This is a genomic window from Shewanella colwelliana ATCC 39565 (assembly GCF_000518705.1).
Taxonomy (GTDB): Bacteria; Pseudomonadota; Gammaproteobacteria; order Enterobacterales; family Shewanellaceae; genus Shewanella; species Shewanella colwelliana.
The window spans coordinates 285,421-303,349 of sequence record NZ_KI912479.1 but is presented as its reverse complement, the minus strand read 5'-3'; the positions used below and the strand labels follow the sequence as shown (position 1 = coordinate 303,349).

Here is a 17,929-nt window from a genome sequence, read left to right as displayed (position 1 = left end):
TTATTCGCCTTCTATCTGAAATGTCGACCTTTAACCTCTAAATAATTCATCTCTTCAGATATATCATCTAGCCTACCGGCAATCACATGACATACCCCAGAGTTAGTTTCAAAAACTCCCGTTACCTTTAAAATTTTTGATGTCAAAAAAGGCTGACGCTGCGCCTTCGCAGTGGCATGCCATATGATGACATTGATATTGCCAGTTTCATCTTCTAACGTCACAAAGGTAACGCCCGAAGCCGTACCTGGACGCTGACGGCCAACAACTAATCCAGCCACTTTTACGACTTGACCATGACGGCAATTAAGTAATTGTTTTGCTGTGAGACAACCTCCTAACAGTCCTTGCTCTCTAAGTAGCGCCATACCATGACGCCCTAAGCTCAGGCCCAGGTGCTTCTGATCGCTGAGTAATGATGCCATCTCCGTTGGCGCGGCAAGCTGTACCACGGTTTGTTGAAGCAGGTCATCAAAGAGCGGTAAGCTCGGTTGGTACGCCGATAGCTGCCAACGAGCCTGATATCTATGCCCCGCCATCATCGCCATCGCATCGGCACTCGCTAACAAAGTTAAACAGCGCTGAGAAACTTGCAGTCTATAAAGCGCATCTATGCTGGTAAAGCCGTTATCTGGACGCGCGTTAACCAGCTCTGTTATCTCGGCACGCTTAAGCCCTTTTACCATTCTAAAACCCAAACGTATCCCATAGCAGGACACCTCGGTGGAGAGCTGCACCAGTTGGCAATCCCATTGACTATGGTTGACGCACACAGGCAACACTATCACGCCATGACGTTGTACATCTTGGATCAATTGTGATGGGCTATAGAACCCCATAGGTTGGCTATTGAGTAAGCCACAGCAGAATGCCGCTGGGTAATGATATTTTAAAAAAGCCGAGGTATAGGCCAGTAGCGCAAAGCTGGCAGAATGAGACTCAGGGAAACCATATTCACCAAAGCCCTTTATTTGGCGGTATATTTGGGCAGCGAAGGTTTCGCTATAGCCCCGCTGCGCCATCCCTTTCACTAGTTTATCTTCAAATTGTTGTAACTGGCCAGAACGCTTCCAACTGGCCATGGCTCGGCGCAATTGATCCGCCTCCCCCCCACTAAAACCTGCAGCCACCATCGCCAGTTGAATCACTTGCTCTTGAAAAATAGGCACTCCCATAGTACGAGATAAAACAGCTTCCACATCAGGACTCGGATAGCTCACCGCTTCGCGTCCGTCACGGCGACGCAAGTAAGGATGTACCATGTCGCCTTGAATAGGTCCGGGGCGCACAATGGCTATCTGCACCACCAGATCGTAATAACAGCGTGGTTTTAATCGCGGCAACATAGCCGTCTGTGCCCGAGATTCCACTTGAAACACGCCAATGCTGTCACCCCGCTGTAGCATCTGGTAAACCTCGTTCTGCTCCCAAACCACATCATTCATCGAAAATGGTTGATCATCACAGCTTAGTAACTCAAAGGTTTTGCGAATCGCTGTTAACATTCCTAGGGCTAAAATATCCACCTTTAATAAGCCTAAGCTCTCTAAATCATCTTTATCCCACTGGATCACCGTCCGCTCAGGCATGGCAGCATTCTCAATCGGCACCAACTGCTCTAACGGACCAGCTGAGATGATAAAGCCTCCCACATGTTGGGACAGATGACGAGGGAACCCCATCAGTTGCTCAACTAAAGGCAATAAGTAACGCCCATGCCCCTCTTGCGGCACCAAACCTTTCTCTGCTAACTGACTCATCCAGTGATTATCAGGATCACGGCGGTCAATACCTTTCACCATCCCCTCAATCTGCTGACTGTCTAGCCCCAGCGCTTTACCCACATCACTCATTGCACTCTTAAAACGGTAACTGATCACTGCCGCCGCTAATGCCGTGCGCTCGCGTCCATACTTACGGTAGATATATTGAATCACCTCTTCTCGTCGCTCATGCTCAAAATCGACATCGATATCGGGTGGCTCATTACGTTCTTTAGAGATAAAACGCTCAAACAGCATGTTCACTTTGGTCGGGTCGACTTCGGTGATCCCTAAGCAGTAGCAGACTACCGAATTTGCCGCGGAGCCGCGTCCTTGGTGCAAAATTCGTTGCGCTTTAGCAAAACAGACAATGTCGTAGATGGTTAAGAAAAAATATTCATAGCTCATCGCTTGTATCAGCATTAACTCTTTTTGATATTGCTGTTCAACCTCACTCGGAACGCCATTGGGATAACGACGTTTAGCGCCCTTCTCCACCTCTTGAGCCAAGTAGTCACTCGCACTCATCTCCTGAGGTACTACCTCTGCGGGGTACTCATACTTGAGCTCATCTAGGGAAAATTGGCAGCGATTCGCCACCTGGATCGTGGCAGCGAGCCATGCCTTGGGGTAGCGCTTATTAAGATACTCAAGCGGTGTAAGTGATGCCTCACGGTTGGCACTCAATAGCTCTCCAGCATTATCAACATGGGTACCGTGGGCAATACAGGTTAATATATCCAATAGCCGCTGGCGTGAACCACAATGCATACGTGCGCCTGTAGCCGCAACGCAGTCGAGCCCTTGGCTCGTTGCCAGTGCTTGCCATAGATTCAGATTTAGCGATTCCCCAGGGACTAAATGGCGTTCCATCAACAGATACAAGCGATGGCTGAAGGTATGTTTCAGTTGCTGAGCAATCGTCAGCAGCGCTTGTTCATAAGCCTGTAATTGAGATTCTGCCGAATACATTTGAACTTGCTCGGCTAAATCCCCTTGCGCCAGCGTAAAGGGTTGCCACAACAGCAAGCTTTGCTGCTGGCTGTCCAGAATATCCATCAAGGTGAGATGATACTCACCTTTATCGGCCCGCCGACGCCCTAAAGTGATCAGCAGACTTATCTCCGCATACGCCTGACGATTAGTGGCGAGTAATACAAAGATCCCTTCAGATAGGTGAAACTCAGCCCCATGGATCAATTTGACGCCACACGCTTTTGCCGCCTCATGGGCTTTTACACTGCCAGCTAATGAGCATTCATCGGTCAATGCCACGGCTTGATAACCAAGCAAAGCTGCCTGCTCCACCAGCTCATGGGGATGAGATGCCCCCCGTAAAAAGCTATAGTTTGAGATACAATGGAGCTCTGCGTACATCAGCTAAACCAACCGTGCAGAAATATCCCATTCACTTCTCGATACACCCAACACAAGCCGCCATCTTTATGCTGGGCAATATAGTAATCGCGTTGGGTGCCAACTGCATGCCAATCACTGGCAATACGTTCAGGGCCTTTTAACAAGCGCACATCCGTTAACGCTATCGGCTCGGCCTGCTTGAGTAACCAAGTGGGCCTAAAACGGCCATCATGGATACCCTTAACCACTTGTCCAGCTCGCTGACGCTGTTGCTTAATCGCGACTGTTTTTCCTTGATAGCTGGCCCGAGATTCGGCGCATAGGGTCTCTGAACGACCCAGTGCTAACGGTTGCGATTGCCAACTCGCCTCAGGTAAACGTGCAGCAACACAAGCAATACCCTTAACTGACTCGTGACCCAGTTTTGCCACTAAGGTTGCCAATAATCGAGTGCTGCCTTCATCTTGGGTATTGCCCTGCCACCACTCAGACGGTGTAAAGGTTAATACCACGCTCTCTTGCAACTGCAAGGCGATGCTCACCACTGGTGAACTCAACACTATTCGTTCCAGCTGTAAACGGCATAATTTCAGCAGGCCATCGCTGCGATGCTCCGCAAAAGGGTAATTGATGGTTAATATAAGCGGCACCAAAGCTTTGTCGCGATATTCAAAGTTAAGCCTTAAGCATAAAACCGCCCGTTGATGGCGCAGTAAATAGCTGGCGAGCTCACTAAGCATGCGCCCAAGCGGGAATAACAGCCCCTCGATATGCTCAACTTCGTACGATAAGATCAGTTTGTGTTGATAACACTCTGGCGGCTCATAAAACGCCAGTGGTTGGGGTAACTGGCCAGTAAGCTTAGCCAGCAACTGCAACAGTTCATCACCAAATCGCTCCCCAAGTTCGGCTCTAGGTAACGAAAAGAGTGATTCAAGGTGAGTTAGCCCCATATTCTCGCAAGCTAGCTGTAACTCTAGGGCGATCGGTAATACGTTAACTGGTAATGCCGCTAGCGCCTTAATGTGATGCCCTGTGGCCAGTTGTTGTGCAGCTTGAAAATAGCTCGCATCTGGTTTCTCATCGCTTTGTGGCGCAACATAGTGCGGCGCAGAGTGGGCCAGCAGTGCTGTACCAAGCGGGTTATCACCTAAAGCCAATTGCCACTGTAATGAGTATTCCTGGGCTTGCGTAGCATATTGCTCAAGCAGTTGTGGTAATCCGCTAAAGACTCGTGCCATGGAGCCCACCTCAAGCAGCAAGGTGTCTGGCACGTGCAGATCCATACCCAAGTTACTGTGATGCTGGCAGGTCAGCGGTACGACTCTTGCGCTGTAATCATAGCTCCAATGACAGAGCCAATCAGCCGCTTCGATGCTCATAGCAACCTCATAGGCAATCAGCTGTAAATCACTGGATAATGCTTGCGCGGTAGCGACACTCTGCCCAGGCTTAAGCCCCACTTCCACGGCTGAATCCGATACAGATAGCAGTTGACTAGATTGCCGACAATAGAGCGCAACAGGCTGCGCAGGCGCTAAGCCCTGATGATAACTTTGGTACTGCAGCAACCAATTGGGATAGTGAATAGCGAGCCACTGCATATTAGGCTGACCACGGCCCTTGCAGCACATTGTTGTCATTCGCCATTGATGCTGCAGCTGGCATAACGATAGCGTCGAATGCAAAACTTTGTGCCATAAAGGGCGGCAGTAAAGGCAGTTCAAAATCTGCCACTGGCCAACCACCTCGACGTTTAATAATGCTCACATTGGTTGATAAGTCTGCGCCCTGAGACGTAGCGCCCACACGATTAAGTAGCAAACGAAGCTGCACCGGATGCGCTTGTTGCAATGCACTTTGGGGAAGATAACATACGCACAAGCTAGTACCTTTTTCGCTCGCTAACTGCAAGCGTCGCGCCTCTGTCACACTCAGCTTATCTAGCCAGCACAAGACTAATGGTGACGCACCACTGGTTAATATCTGCTCTAATGCCCATAGTTGCTCTTTTCTATCTGCCGTATCAATCCACAGTAAACGACTCACATCAATGCCTTGCATCGATAACGATTCAGGATAAATGATGTGTTTGGGCGCCACAAAACTAACCCAAGCACCTCCTTCAATGGCAGTGGTTTTCAATGGGTTCGAGGGGATGATTTTCGCAATTAAAGGCAGTAACACGCTCAGTTCACCGACACCTTCACTGGACTGAAATAGCTCACATAAGCCAGATGGCGGCCACCCTCCATTAAACAGGTGTTGATTTAAACCCGCAAAGCCAGTGTCGACTCCCGCAACACTATGCTGGGCATCGCCGCGCCAAAGATCGTCCCGCTCCAGTAACAGTTCAAGCCGACTCTGACTCGCTCCTGCGAGATTAACATTTTGCTCTAACGCCGCCATGAGCCTCACCTCTCAATCAAATCTAAACCTTGCCTCGGCACGGCAAACAACAAGGTACGTAACCATGACATTTTGATCACGTCCAAACACCGCGCAATACTGTATATAAACACAGTATATTTATAAATGATGAGATCGCAAGGTTTACATCCAAGATCGGCGATCGATAACCAAACAATATGGGGGACAATCGGGAGAACAATGGCGGTTAGATAGCGGTTAAAAGAGAGTTTAGAGTCAGTTTAGCGGGTAGTAAATTTAGCATAACCTGAACTTGGTTTAAGAGATGGAGTAACGTTTGTGCCCCTAGTTCAGGCTAAAGTCGTCCTTGAAAAGGAGTGATTATCTGCGCGCAATACGGTAATACTTTTCAGGGCTATTTTGCCGTTCACAGCCTTGTTTTAACTTTCATATCAGACCCAATAAGTGATCAGTACACAAGGGCGAGCATCTTGGGTCTCAGAGAATGCCATAAAAAAACCACCTGCTGTAGGTGGTTAGATGATACGAACTAGCATCGATAATTGTTAACGATACTTTTTCACTTTCTTCAATGCAATTTGCTGTTTTAGTTTAGATAGATGTTCGATAAACACTTTACCATCAAGGTGATCCATCTCATGCTGTAACACAATAGACAAAAACTCATCCGATTCGATCTCAATAGGCTGGCCTTCACGGTTCAAGGCACTGACCTTCACTTTTTCAAAACGGGCCACTTTTGCCCGGTACCCCGGGATGGATAAACAGCCCTCTTCACCAATATATTCGCCTGAACGTTCGACAAATTCAGGATTGATCAATACCAGAGGATCGTCTCTATCTTCAGACAGATCAATTACCAAAATAGCATGTGGACTGCCGACTTGAGTCGCAGCTAAGCCAATACCATCATCGGTGTGGTACATGGTTTCGATAAGATCATCGATAAAAGATTGCACTGCGGCGATGTCACTCACAGGCGTTGCTTTGCGTGTTAAGCGCTCATCGGGGATGGTAAGAATATCCAGTACTGACATGATTTTATTGGTGGTAAAAAATTTGCGTTATTATGACGCAAATCAAAGTAAAGGCAACTTTATCCTTACAGCTTTTTTACTCCCTTAATGGATCAACCTTGTGTTCCCGTCCAATAGCCGATAGCATAAAACACGGAATGTATACAATATACGGAAAATAGGATGACCACAGAACGTACCCCATTACCCAAGACATTTTTTGTCGCCAACACAATGGAGATCTTCGAGCGGCTAGCGTGGTATGGCTTCTTTACCTTGTCATCACTTTACATGACCTCACCACACAATCAGGGAGGTTTGGGCTTTACCGAGCAAGAGCGAGGACTGTTACAGGGAATGATCCCTTTCTTTCTCTACCTGTTTCCAGTGTTAACCGGGGCCTTGGCCGATCGGTATGGCTATCGAAAAATGTTCCTAATCGCCTACGGCATTATGTGTCCCAGTTATTACCTACTTGGGCAAGTCACTAGCTTTAGTGGCTTCTTTATCGCCTTTATGGGCGTTGCGATTGGCGCAGCCTGTTTTAAACCTGTGGTGACAGGCACAGTGGCCAGAACCACTGACAATACCAACCGAGGTCTAGGTTTTGGTATTTTTTACATGATGGTTAACATTGGCGGATTTCTTGGCCCCTTTATTGCGGGTTATGTACGCGCCATTAGCTGGGACTGGGTGTTTATCATGTCAGCGTTCTGGATAGGGCTTAATTTTATTCCTGCTATTTTCTTTTACCAAGAGCCTACCGATCCCCATAAGCAACAAGGTAAGCCACTCTCGCAAGTGTTAAAGGATATTCAGGATGTATTAGGTAACGCAAGGTTTGCCGTCCTCTTCTTTGGCACATTGATCATCTTGATGTCTTACGGCGCAAAGTGGATTAGCGGTCAAACCTGCCTAATAAGCTATGTGGTTTGGTTTAGTGGCCACGGACTGTGGAACTACCTCGCCAGCCATCAGCGCAATGCACCTTGGTATCAACAAAAAATCACTGTAGGTAATAAGCCATTTGTAACTTATTTATTGATATTGTCAGGGTTTTGGATGGTCTACCAACAGATATTTATTACTTTACCTATCTATATTCGCGACTTTGTTGATACCCAAGATCTCGTGGTGTTACTCGCAAGCTCGCCGGATCTGTTGGCATTTTTTGCCCCAGTCGATCTATCGCTTATTAACAGCGAACTGCAACGTTTAGCAGGCGAGCACCTCGCAGGCGTGATCAGTGCACAGCAAGTCTATTTCGAACTGGTGCATACCAAGGTAATGGTTCCAGTCAACGTGCTCAATGAAGCCTTACCACTCATTGGACAATCCCCCGCACTAGCACAGCAATATGCAGAGCAATGGTCGAGCCAATATCGACAGATAAACCCAGAGTACCTTATTGGGTTAAATTTTCTCTCTATCGTACTCATGCAGATAGTCGTCAGTCGCATCGCAGAGAAGTTCAGTCCGCTCCCCGTTCTGGTGGCAGGCACCTTAATTTTGGCACTCGGCACAGCATTAGGCGGTCTTGCCCATGGCATGTTAATGGGCGGCGCTATGGTACTCACCTCGATATTGGTGTTCTCCATTGGTGAAATGGTTGCCTCGCCAAAAAGTCAGGAATATGTTGCCAGTTTTGCCCCACATGATAAAAAAGCAATGTTTATGGGCTATTACTTTGTCTCATCAGCCATTGGATTTTTGTTGGCCGGTCCACTCTCAGGATACCTTTACGCAGAGGTAGCTAAAGAGGCTAATCAGCCAGCATTGATGTGGTACATTATTGGCGGGCTTGGCGTACTTGCTGCCTTAGGGTTAGTGCTATTCCATCGCTTTGGCGTGATGGAACAGCCCACATTAGACACTGCACAAACGGCCTAATAATACCCAATCGACACCGCTAAATGAGATAAGCGGTGTCGATTTAAAATTGCGATCGCACTCCAAATACCCAACTAGTCTCTTCATTTTCGACCCGCTCTACTTTATCAAAATCGTAGCGATAGGCTAACTCCCATGACCATTGTCTGCTTAGGCGATAACCGAGTGTTATTTTTGCTCCAGCCTGATAACGATCATGACCGTCTAGCGCCATAGTCCCTCTTGCAATCAGTTGGTTATACCAACGCTCATTCCATACTTTCAAAAAGGTAAAAGATAGGTTAGCTCCACCGTTATTGAGCTGACTCTGCTGCTCAATCTCCACATAATCGGCCGAGAGTTGTGAAAACAGTTTGATATTACCCGCTAAATTAGTTTCGTTGATCGCCCCTAAGCGATAGCGATAATGGTTAAACTTGCCCTCTTGAGTATAAGTATGGTTATGCTCCACCCCCGCACTAAAATGCCAACCTTGCCCACTTGATAACGGTGAATAAAGATAGTTTATTTGCCAGGTATCACCGTCTAATGCGGAGGTAGCATTTATACGTTGCTGCGCAAAACCGAGTTGACCACCGATATTGAGCCCATTAGTGTCTAGGCCCATACCCAAAGCGGTATTTAAATTTAAAGGATCGGCGATGTGCCGATCTGGCATGGCATTCACCACAGAACTGAAAAGCATAGAGGAAGACAATAGTCCAACGATCAGCGGACTATTAACCAAAGAAAAACGAGGCAACATACTCAATCTCAAATGAAAAATGCCATTATCCAATTCGCGCAGTTCAATCTCAAGATTTTTTCTATATATTACAATACCATAACAACAAAAACCTTTACTTAAAAAAGGTAACCATTCTCGGCCATATTAACCCTGTTATGGCGACTAATTCTGGTCAGCTCTGCGATTTACCGTTACTATTTTATCTTCGCTCTTAGAAAGGAGTTCCATAATGGAACCGTCCGCACTTTCGCCTATGGCAAAAATTTGGCACGTGGTCGCCATCATTCCGCAAGGAAAAGTCTGTAGCTATGGAAAAGTGGCCGATTTAGCTGGTCTGCCCGGACGAGCAAGGTATGTATCCAAAGCTTTGAAAATGGCACCTGATACGCTGCAACTGCCTTGGCACCGTGTTATCAATAGCCAAGGCAAGATTTCATTTGCCCCCAATAGCGAGCCCTTTATTGAGCAGATGCAAAAGCTGAGAAGCGAAGATATTGAAGTGAACTGTGGCAAAATAAAATTGTCGAACTACGAGTGGCGGCCCAATCTCGCAACTTTAGTCTTTGAATTACCATTTTAATTTGATCTAGTGGAGAACGCCTTGTCAATGATGAAGCCTTTAATTATTCTGTCGACGCTTTTAAGCCTGAGCTTACCACTGTATGCGGCGCAAACGCCGTTAACCCCCCATATAGCCGAATACCAAGTCAATTACGGCAGCATAGAGCTAGGTAAGGCACGTTTTCAGCTCCCTGAAATAGAGGGCAATCAGGTACAGTATCGTTTTGACAGCAATGTGAGCTTATTAATGCTATCTGATAGGCGCACAGTAAAAAGCAGCTTTACCATTAAAGGTGACCAACTTACTCCCATGCGCTACACCCATGACAGAACCGGAACTGGATCCAACTATCAGGAGCAATCGGCCTATGTTATCGACCAAAAGTTAGTCCACAGCCGCTACAAAGATGAGCGCGCTAAGTTTCCCTATACGGAAGATCTGTATGATCCACTCATGGCTCAACTGCAATTTCGTCTCGATATGATGGCTGGTAAAACTGCGCTGCATTACAAAATGCTCAAAAGTGGTGAGATTGATGAATACGATTTTAAGGTCGTTGGCAAGGAGCGGATGACCATTGAGAGCGGCAGTTACGACACAGTAAAAATCGAAGTGGTCAGAGACAGCACCAAGCGCCAAACCTTCTTTTGGATGTCTCCAGAATTGGGCTACCTACCCGTGAGACTGACCCATTTTGAAAAAGGCAGTAAGCAGCTCGACATAAAACTGCTTAACTATCAGTTTCAATCCCCAGTGGTGACAACCGTGACACATGCCACCCAGCCCCCCAAACCTTAAGAATTAACCTATCCATAAAGGCTGCTCAACGAGCAGCTTTTTTATGCCATTAAACAGCACCATCGAGCTCTAGAGCGTCACGACTGTAGAGGCCTATCGACCCTATCATAACGACCAAACGGTAATACTCTGCACAAGCCAACAGCAACAATGCAAAGGAAGCATATCTCAAATACCAATAAATCATAACGACGTTGGTTATGATTGCCTCAGGCTCACAAGGCGTTATGCGTCTCTATTCAAATTAAGAGGCTATATCAATGCACATTCACAGCACCAGTTTGACCTATGAAAGTTTACCCTCTGTGTATCGACTCCTAGATTCCATCGGATTTATGTGGTTTGTGGTACTTATTACCCTCGGTATTATTGTTTGGGTAGCAGCCAAGTTATGGCATATCCACTCAATACCAAAGCATCTAGCGAAAGAGAAAGGCTTAGCGCAGGCAAAGTTAGTTTTCTGGTTATGTGTGTTAGGGCTCATATGGAAACCGCTGTGGATATTAGCCGTTTTGGCCATTGTTACCGATTGGGACAAAGTCCAGCTTTGGATTAGGGGGACAAAACTATGAAAGAGATCATGCTGCCCTATATTCTCATCACCTGGTTGCTATTTAAGTTCAAGATATTAAAACCAACGGGACGTAATTACTTTATTACAACGTCAATCGGCATACTGCTGGCCCTAACACTTTTTCTTAGGCATCGATTTTATTCACCCGCGGATCTAACTAATTCAACCACAGTCAAAGCGCCACACGCCGTATTATCACCAGCAATTGGTCAACAGATCGACAAGATCTTTATCGACCATAACCAAATCGTTGCCAAAGGCGACGTTCTGTATCAGCTGAAGGACGATAAAATCACTTCCGCGATGTCAGAGGTTAGATCGGCAAAAATCGAAATCGACCGAACCATAGATGCAAAACTTGTCGCATTAGCACAAGCAAAGCGCAATCACATTCGCCATCAAGGCATGAATGAACATGTTTCACCTAAAGACTTAGAAGAATCTGCCGATCTGGTTGATACCTTAAATGCCGATTTAGCAGTATTGCAAGCCCAAAAATTAGGGCTTAAGGCCCAACAGGATAATCTAAACTTTGAGCTAGCTCGTTTGACTGTCACAGCCCCTTTCGATGGCATGGTCACTCATATTTATATTGCTGACGGCTCTCGGATAGGCTCGTTACACTTATGGGATATCAACAAGAAATTTATCGAAATGCGTATTCCAGATCAAGCTTACAAGCATATACAGAAAGGTCAGTTTAGTGAGTTTTTTGTCCATGCTTATCCCGGAGAGATATTTAGGGCGCGCGTACACAGTGTTGTTAATGCTACAGGCGAAGCGCAGGGCAGTCTGCTACCGCAAGAGCAATCAGTAGCTCAGCATATTCAGCGAGGGGCAGCGCCTGTAGGCAGAACAGTGATCTTAGAGATCGATGCAGAGACCATGGCAGTGCTTCCCATAGGCGCGACTGGTTCAGCGTGGATAAGCGCCGAAAAGCCTCACTCACTGCTTGGGTTTCTCGACATAATCGGTGGCGCTACCGTACGGTTAACGGCAGTAAAATCCTATTTACAGGCTCTATAACTCGGCCATTGCACCAGCCGATTCAGCATAAAACGATTAAGCGCTGTCGATGAATTTAACGTATTGAGTCAGTGCAATAATTTGACACTCAAAAAAGCCCCTTAACAGGGGCTTTCATTCAGTGCTTAAGCACAGCGGTAAAGGTCACTATACCGCGATTAATCGCTCACCTTTACAAAACAGCTCCCACTCACCTGGGCTCAATATATGCCACTGCTCATTATCGGTTAGCGGTCGAGTAGCGATAACGGTGACAATGTCATTAGGAGTAGTTTCTTTGTTGAAATCAATAACTACATCTGTATCGATCAGCTTAGCTTTACCAAACGGAGCTCGGCGAGTGATATAACACAAGTTATTACTGCAATAACTCATCAGATGATCGCCATCACTCAAAATCATGTTAAAGACACCTAGTGCACGGATCTCATCAGCCAACTGCGCCACAAAGGAAAATACCGGTTTAAGATCTGCAGGTTCCCGATCGCCAAACTGCTGTACCACTCGTTCCAAAATCCAACAAAATGCCAACTCACTATCCGTGTCACCCACTGGTTGATACCGAGATACGGCAAATTTTTGTTGATAATCACTAAGCTGACCATTATGGGCGTAGGTCCAGTAACGCCCCCAAAGTTCGCGTGTAAAAGGATGAGTATTTTCAAGCGAGACACAGCCTCTATTAGCTTGACGGATATGACTCACCACCACTTCACTTTTAATAGGGTAAGACTTGATCAATTTGGCCACATGAGACTGACTGCTCGGGCAGGCATCCTTAAACGTACGACTCCCTTTACCTTCATAAAAGGTGATCCCCCAGCCATCCACATGCGGTCCAGTTACCCCACCACGCTCTGCTAAGCCTGTAAAACTAAACACGATATCTGTTGGCACGTTAGCACTCATGGCCAGCAACTCACACATATAAACAGTACCCTTATCCATCACTCATCAAAGTAAATTCATTCTAACTAGTTGAAGCGCATTGTGGAATCCTGCTTTATATAAATTTTTTAAACAATTGTTTGAAAATAGCTTGTATAAAAATCGACATGGGGTTAGATTTTATGCGACACAGGTCTGACCACAAACTATAATTGTGATAATGGTCATATAAAAATACTGACTCTGTCGGTTATCAGTCGCAATTGAAGGAGAATAACAGTGACTACCTTACTTTGGATTTTTGTGATGCTCTTTACGTTAGGCGCGCTAGCCTATCTCAGAGTATCCCTACTCACCTCAAGCATTATCGCCGCGATAGTGATCGCAGCAGGCACCTTATCTGGTTCCATTTCTCCTCTCGCTTGGATTGTTTTCCTAGCTATTGCACTACCACTCAATATTAGCTCATTTAGAAAAAACTTTATTACTCGGCCGCTGCTTAAGTTGTATAAAGGGATCATGCCAGAGATGTCTTCTACCGAAAAAGAAGCTATCGAAGCAGGCACCACGTGGTGGGAAGCGGATCTGTTTGCCGGCAAGCCAAACTGGAAAAAATTACATAACTACCCTGCTGCTCGTTTAACCGCTGAAGAGCAAGCCTTCCTAGATGGCCCAGTTGAAGAAGTGTGTAAAATGCTTAATGAGCATCAAGTATCGCATCAACTTGCCGATCTACCTGCTGAAATTTGGCAATATCTAAAAGACCATGGCTTCTTTGCCATGATTATTAAGAAAAAATATGGCGGCCTTGAGTACTCGGCTTACGCACAATCTCGCGTGTTACAAAAATTAGCAGGCCTAAGTAGCGAACTGGCTTCAACGGTCGGTGTACCTAACTCACTAGGCCCAGGTGAGTTACTGCAACACTATGGTACTCAAGAACAGCAAGACCACTACCTACCCCGCCTTGCAAAAGGTTTAGAGGTCCCTTGTTTTGCCTTAACTAGCCCTGAAGCTGGTAGTGATGCTGGCGCGATACCTGACTTTGGTGTTGTCTGCAAAGGGCAATGGCAAGGGGAAGAAGTGCTGGGAATGAAACTAACCTGGAACAAGCGCTACATCACCCTTGCGCCTGTGGCAACCGTACTCGGTCTAGCATTCAAACTGCAAGATCCTGACAAACTCCTAGGCGATAAAGAGGAGCTTGGGATCACCTGTGCTCTCATTCCGACTGACGTCCCTGGTGTCGAAACAGGTCGTCGCCACTTCCCGCTTAACTGTATGTTCCAAAACGGCCCAACCCGTGGAAACGAGGTATTTGTGCCATTAAGCTTTATCATTGGTGGACCTGAGATGGCTGGCCAAGGCTGGCGCATGTTGGTTGAGTGTCTGTCTGTTGGCCGCGGTATCACCTTGCCTTCTAACTCGGCTGGTGGCGTTAAAACCGCTGCGGTTGCTACTGGCGCCTACGCCCGTATTCGTCGCCAATTTAAGTTGCCTATTGGTAAGCTTGAAGGCATCGAAGAGCCAATGGCACGTATTGGCGGCAACGCTTATCTAATGGACGCCGTCACCACATTAACTACCACAGGTATCGACCTTGGCGAAAAGCCATCGGTTATCTCAGCTATCGTCAAATACCACCTCACTGACAGAATGCAGCGCTGTGTCATCGACGCCATGGATATTCACGGCGGTAAAGGCGTATGTTTAGGCGAAGGCAACTATTTAGGACGTGGCTATCAAGCGGCACCTATTGCTATTACCGTCGAAGGCGCGAACATTCTCACTCGCTCAATGATCATCTATGGACAAGGCGCAATCCGCTGTCATCCCTATGTGCTAGCCGAAATGGAATCAGCATTTGATCCCGATGCAAGCAAGGCACTGAATGATTTTGATTCGGCGCTATTTGGCCATATTGGTTTTACCACCAGTAACCTAGTGCGTAGTTTCTGGCTTGGTTTAACCTCAAGTCGATTCTCTACCAGCCCATACAGCGACAAGACTAAGCGTTACTACCAGCACATGAATCGCTTCAGTGCCAACCTTGCTCTGTTGTCAGACTTAGCGATGGCAACATTAGGTGGTGGCCTTAAGCGCAAAGAGCGTATCTCTGCACGTCTTGGCGATCTGCTCAGTCAGCTCTATCTTGCCTCAGCAACCTTGAAGCGTTATCAAGATGAAGGTCGTCAGACTGAAGATCTTCCGCTTTTGCAATGGGCAGTTGAAGATGCCTTGTACAAATTACAAGACTCGTTAGACGATCTACTCGATAACTTCCCTATGGGTCTAGGTAAGCTATTACGCGTTATCATCTTCCCATTCGGCCGTCCAATCAAACGTCCTAGTGATGTGCTTGACCACAAGGTCGCAAAAATTATGCAGACCCCGTGTGCTAGCCGTGACCGCCTTGGCAAAGGCCAATTCTGGACACCATCGCAATTCAATGCTGTGGGCATTCAGGAGCAAACCTTTAAAGATATCTTGGCTTGTGAGCCACTGCACGACAAGATCTGTAAAGCAGCAGGCAAACGCTTACCTTTCATGTGGTTAGATAAGTTAGCCGCAGAAGGCAAAGCTCTAGGTATTCTGAGTGAAGATGAAATTGCCCTGCTAGAACGCGCTGAAATCGGCCGTATGAAGTCGATTAATGTCGATGACTTCGATCCAGTCGAGCTACGTGCTCAAATGCTCTCTCCAGAGACTCAGCATCAAGCGGCGTAAACCGTAAAACAAAAAGGAGACCTAACGGTCTCCTTTTTTCGGCCTATTTGCCAGCATCTGTTTGCTATACGCGCATGCTATACATGTATGATACTTTCAAAGCTTATGATTTTAATCAAAGCGTTAAGGGGCAGCTTAGTCCTTTGAACAACAACCCAGAACTACAATAATTCATCGAAACCTTTAAGCAAGATGGCAGGCGGCCTGCCTTGTTGTTCAACAACGAAATCCTTTCCAACCACAAAAGATAACTTAAGAGATTAGCCATTTAATACTGGCTGCTCAACATCTGGTTCCTTCTGCGCTTTCAGCTCATCGCTGGCTTGTGCCTCTGCTAGCGCTTCAACCGATAGCAAACTGATCAGTTCAATGCCATTAGGAAGCGATTCAAGTGTTCCAGTGACTAAATTAACTCGCCCATCTTGCAAGTAGATAAGTGGCAAGGCGCCTTCACCATACCGCTGTTTAAAATGTTCAAAGTTAAAGCTTTCCGTCAGATTGGTACTCTTTATTACGCCCCCTTTTGCCATAGTGCTGGCAAGACGAGCATAGGAGACATTTTCACCAAACAAACACAGCCGCTTAAGATAAGACTCTGACAACTGGTGACGTGCGCTGTTTGCCTCACTGTTATTAAGGCCAAAGACCTTAGTTTTGCCTAAAAAGTCTTGGTAGTGAAACGTCACCAACGGATTAAGCTGCCGATAAGGTGATAGCACTAACAAACGCCCGACTCCTGTCATATCGATAGCATTATCGGCATGCTCAGAAGCAGGGTTACCAAAATAGACAGGAATATTATCCATACGTGACAATCTGATGTTGTCCCAGTTGTTATCAGCGAGAATAACCGGGATGTTTTTACTCAATAAGACTTTCGCCAGCTCGCGGGAAAACTTTGAAGCCCCAAAGATCAACAATCCTTGCGCTGACCCCGCTTTAACGCCTAAAAACCGCGCCCATGCGCCAGCCGTCAAACTTTGGCTAACCACAGTGCCGATGATAATGAGAAACACCAAAGGAACAATCTGCTCTGCACCTGGTATCCCAAGTTTTTCCAGTTTAATGGCAAATAGCGAAGAAACTGCCGCTGCAACAATCCCTCGCGGCGCAACCCAACTTAAAAACCATTTGTCAGCCCGCGTTAACGACGTACCGACACCACAGCACCACACGCTTATCGGGCGTGCAATAAGCATCACCACCAAAAGTAATGCCACCCCCTGCCAACCCAATTGCAACAGCGCTTGAGAGTCTAATCTCGCCGCCAATAGAATGAATAACCCGGAAATAAACAGCACCGTAAGGGTTTCTTTAAATTCAATAATATCGTCAATGTCGACACCGCGCATATTCGCCAACCAAATCCCCATGACAGTTACGGTCAGTAGACCGGATTCCTCTTGAATGAGATTTGAGCCGACAAAAACCCCCAGCATAATGGTCAACACGGCAGTATTTTTTAAGTAATGTGGCACCAAGCCTCTGCGAATGATCTGTCCGATACCATACCCGGCAAGCGCACCTACACCCAATCCAATCCCTAACATATACGCTAATGAATGAAGAATATGACTAGTTGGCTCGGCCGCAACAGCGATGTACTCAAACACTAATACAGCCAATAAGGCGCCAATGGGATCGATCACTATCCCTTCCCAGCGCAATATACTGGAGAGTTGAGATTTAGGCTTAATACTTCTGAGCATTGGGACAATCACCGTAGGGCCAGTCACGACCACTAAGGCGCCAAATAACATCGCCATCTCCCAGCCAAAGCCCATAATAAAATGGGTCGCAACCCCAATAATCGCCCAAGTGATTAACGTGCCGATTGACACGAGGTGAGTAACCATACGTCCATGGTCTTTAATCTCGGAGAAATTAAGAGTCAATGCGCCTTCAAACAGAATGACGGCGACACCAAGAGAGATAATTGGGAAAAGCAGATCACCGAATATCGCATCGGGATTAAGCACCCCAAATACCGGCCCGACCAATAAACCACACAGCAACAGCGGTAAGATTGCCGGCGTACGAAGCTTCCAGCCCAACCATTGGCACAATATAGACAACACACCGACTAAACCAAGCATCGCAGTGATCTGCTCAACCATATATATTTATCCTTAAATATCAATAAACAGTTTTAATGACAGCATGCTTGCGCGTTCGCACATTGTCGATATATTTCCTATGTGTGCATTT

13 protein-coding genes are annotated in these 17,929 nt (G+C 46.6%); 6 read left to right on the top strand and 7 right to left on the bottom strand.

The window, feature by feature from the left end; genetic code table 11:
- Positions 1–11: 11 nt before the first annotated feature.
- The 4 genes from L876_RS0117560 to def form a co-directional block, all read right to left on the bottom strand.
- The gene (locus tag L876_RS0117560; protein ID WP_028764996.1) at positions 12–3,140 is read right to left on the bottom strand and encodes an error-prone DNA polymerase; all 3,129 of its coding nucleotides are present in this window, start codon (positions 3,138–3,140) and stop codon (positions 12–14) included.
- On the bottom strand, positions 3,140–4,726 hold the full coding sequence (locus L876_RS0117555) for a Y-family DNA polymerase (RefSeq protein WP_156029449.1): 1,587 nt from the start codon (positions 4,724–4,726) through the stop codon (positions 3,140–3,142). Before L876_RS0117555 ends, L876_RS0117560 begins: the two co-directional genes overlap by 1 nt.
- Position 4,727: 1 nt before the next feature.
- On the bottom strand, positions 4,728–5,531 hold the full coding sequence (gene imuA, locus L876_RS0117550; protein ID WP_028764994.1) for a translesion DNA synthesis-associated protein ImuA: 804 nt from the start codon (positions 5,529–5,531) through the stop codon (positions 4,728–4,730).
- Positions 5,532–6,058: 527 nt separating this feature from the next.
- On the bottom strand, positions 6,059–6,550 hold the full coding sequence (gene def / locus L876_RS0117545) for a peptide deformylase (protein WP_028764993.1): 492 nt from the start codon (positions 6,548–6,550) through the stop codon (positions 6,059–6,061).
- Between the two features lie 162 nt (positions 6,551–6,712).
- On the opposite strand from def, the gene L876_RS0117540 reads away from it, so the two are divergent.
- Positions 6,713–8,419 (top strand): MFS transporter, encoded by a 1,707-nt coding sequence (locus L876_RS0117540; RefSeq protein ID WP_028764992.1) that lies wholly within the window; start codon positions 6,713–6,715, stop codon positions 8,417–8,419.
- Between the two features lie 43 nt (positions 8,420–8,462).
- Here L876_RS0117540 and L876_RS0117535 read toward each other — a convergent pair whose 3' ends face one another.
- On the bottom strand, positions 8,463–9,077 hold the full coding sequence (locus L876_RS0117535) for a hypothetical protein (RefSeq protein WP_156029448.1): 615 nt from the start codon (positions 9,075–9,077) through the stop codon (positions 8,463–8,465).
- A gap of 298 nt (positions 9,078–9,375) precedes the next feature.
- Between L876_RS0117535 and L876_RS0117530 the strand changes: the two genes are divergently transcribed.
- The 4 genes from L876_RS0117530 to L876_RS0117515 all read left to right on the top strand — a co-directional run bounded on the left by L876_RS0117530 (position 9,376) and on the right by L876_RS0117515 (position 12,106).
- Positions 9,376–9,726 carry an MGMT family protein gene (locus L876_RS0117530; protein WP_028764990.1) on the top strand — a complete coding sequence of 117 codons (351 nt, stop codon included), beginning with the start codon at positions 9,376–9,378 and terminating at the stop codon, positions 9,724–9,726.
- Positions 9,727–9,756: 30 nt separating this feature from the next.
- A complete protein-coding gene (locus tag L876_RS22040) occupies positions 9,757–10,506 on the top strand; it encodes a DUF3108 domain-containing protein (protein ID WP_081730744.1) in 750 nt (249 codons plus the stop codon).
- 260 nt (positions 10,507–10,766) lie between these two features.
- Positions 10,767–11,078, top strand: a complete 312-nt coding sequence (locus tag L876_RS0117520) for a hypothetical protein (RefSeq protein WP_028764989.1) — start codon at positions 10,767–10,769, stop codon at positions 11,076–11,078.
- Complete coding sequence (locus L876_RS0117515) at positions 11,075–12,106, top strand: HlyD family secretion protein (protein ID WP_028764988.1); 1,032 nt, start codon at positions 11,075–11,077, stop codon at positions 12,104–12,106. Before L876_RS0117520 ends, L876_RS0117515 begins: the two co-directional genes overlap by 4 nt.
- 147 nt (positions 12,107–12,253) lie before the next feature.
- On the opposite strand, the gene L876_RS0117510 is transcribed toward L876_RS0117515, so the two are convergent.
- Positions 12,254–13,033, bottom strand: a complete 780-nt coding sequence (locus tag L876_RS0117510) for a class II glutamine amidotransferase (RefSeq protein ID WP_028764987.1) — start codon at positions 13,031–13,033, stop codon at positions 12,254–12,256.
- A gap of 240 nt (positions 13,034–13,273) precedes the next feature.
- Between L876_RS0117510 and fadE the strand changes: the two genes are divergently transcribed.
- Positions 13,274–15,721, top strand: a complete 2,448-nt coding sequence (gene fadE, locus L876_RS0117505) for an acyl-CoA dehydrogenase FadE (RefSeq protein WP_028764986.1) — start codon at positions 13,274–13,276, stop codon at positions 15,719–15,721.
- Between the two features lie 260 nt (positions 15,722–15,981).
- Here the strand turns inward: fadE and L876_RS22035 are convergent, their stop codons facing one another.
- A complete protein-coding gene (locus tag L876_RS22035) occupies positions 15,982–17,838 on the bottom strand; it encodes a cation:proton antiporter (protein ID WP_051413175.1) in 1,857 nt (618 codons plus the stop codon).
- Between the last annotated feature and the right edge of the window lie 91 nt (positions 17,839–17,929).